Annotated in this window: 1 protein-coding gene; it reads left to right on the top strand. The window is 72.6% G+C overall.

Annotation, left to right across the window (positions count from 1 at the left end; genetic code table 11):
• Positions 1-574: PQQ-dependent sugar dehydrogenase (locus tag L6Q96_23475; protein MCK6557508.1), on the top strand; the 574-nt coding region annotated here is incomplete at both ends.

The following is a 574-nucleotide window of genomic DNA, read 5'->3' as shown; positions in this document are numbered from 1 at the left end:
CTGGATGTACGTGTCGGTGGGTTCGAGCTGCAACGCCTGTATCGAGGGCGACCCGCGGCGAGCGGCGATCCTGCGCTTCCGGCCCGACGGGAGCAGCGGCGAGATCTTCGCGACCGGCCTGCGCAACTCCGTCGGCCTCGACTGGCGTCCCGCGACCGGCGAGCTCTACGCGACCGACAACGGGCGCGACCTGCTCGGCGACGACTTCCCGCCCTGCGAGCTGAACCGCATCGTCCGGGGCGGCTTCTACGGCTGGCCCTTCGCCAACGGCGACCGGGTTCCGGACCCGGACCTCGGTGCCGGCCACGAGCGGGAGATCGCGGCGTCGATGCCTCCGGTGCACGGGTTCCGCGCCCACAATGCGCCGCTCGGGATCACCTTCCTGCGCGCCGGAAGCTGGCCCGAGCGCTACCGGGGAGCGGCGGTCGTCGCCCTCCATGGCTCGTGGAATCGCACGCGCAAGGACGGCTACCAGGTCGTCTCGCTGCACTGGGGCCCGGACGGGCGGATCGAGGAGCGTCCCTTCCTGAGCGGCTTCCTGCGCGACGACGAGGCGCTCGGCCGGCCGGTCGAC

It is taken from the genome of Candidatus Binatia bacterium (assembly GCA_023150935.1).
Lineage (GTDB): Bacteria > Desulfobacterota > Binatia > HRBIN30 > HRBIN30 > JAKLJW01.
The sequence above is the reverse complement of the archived record's forward strand: the minus strand, read 5'-3'. Positions and strand labels throughout refer to the sequence as shown.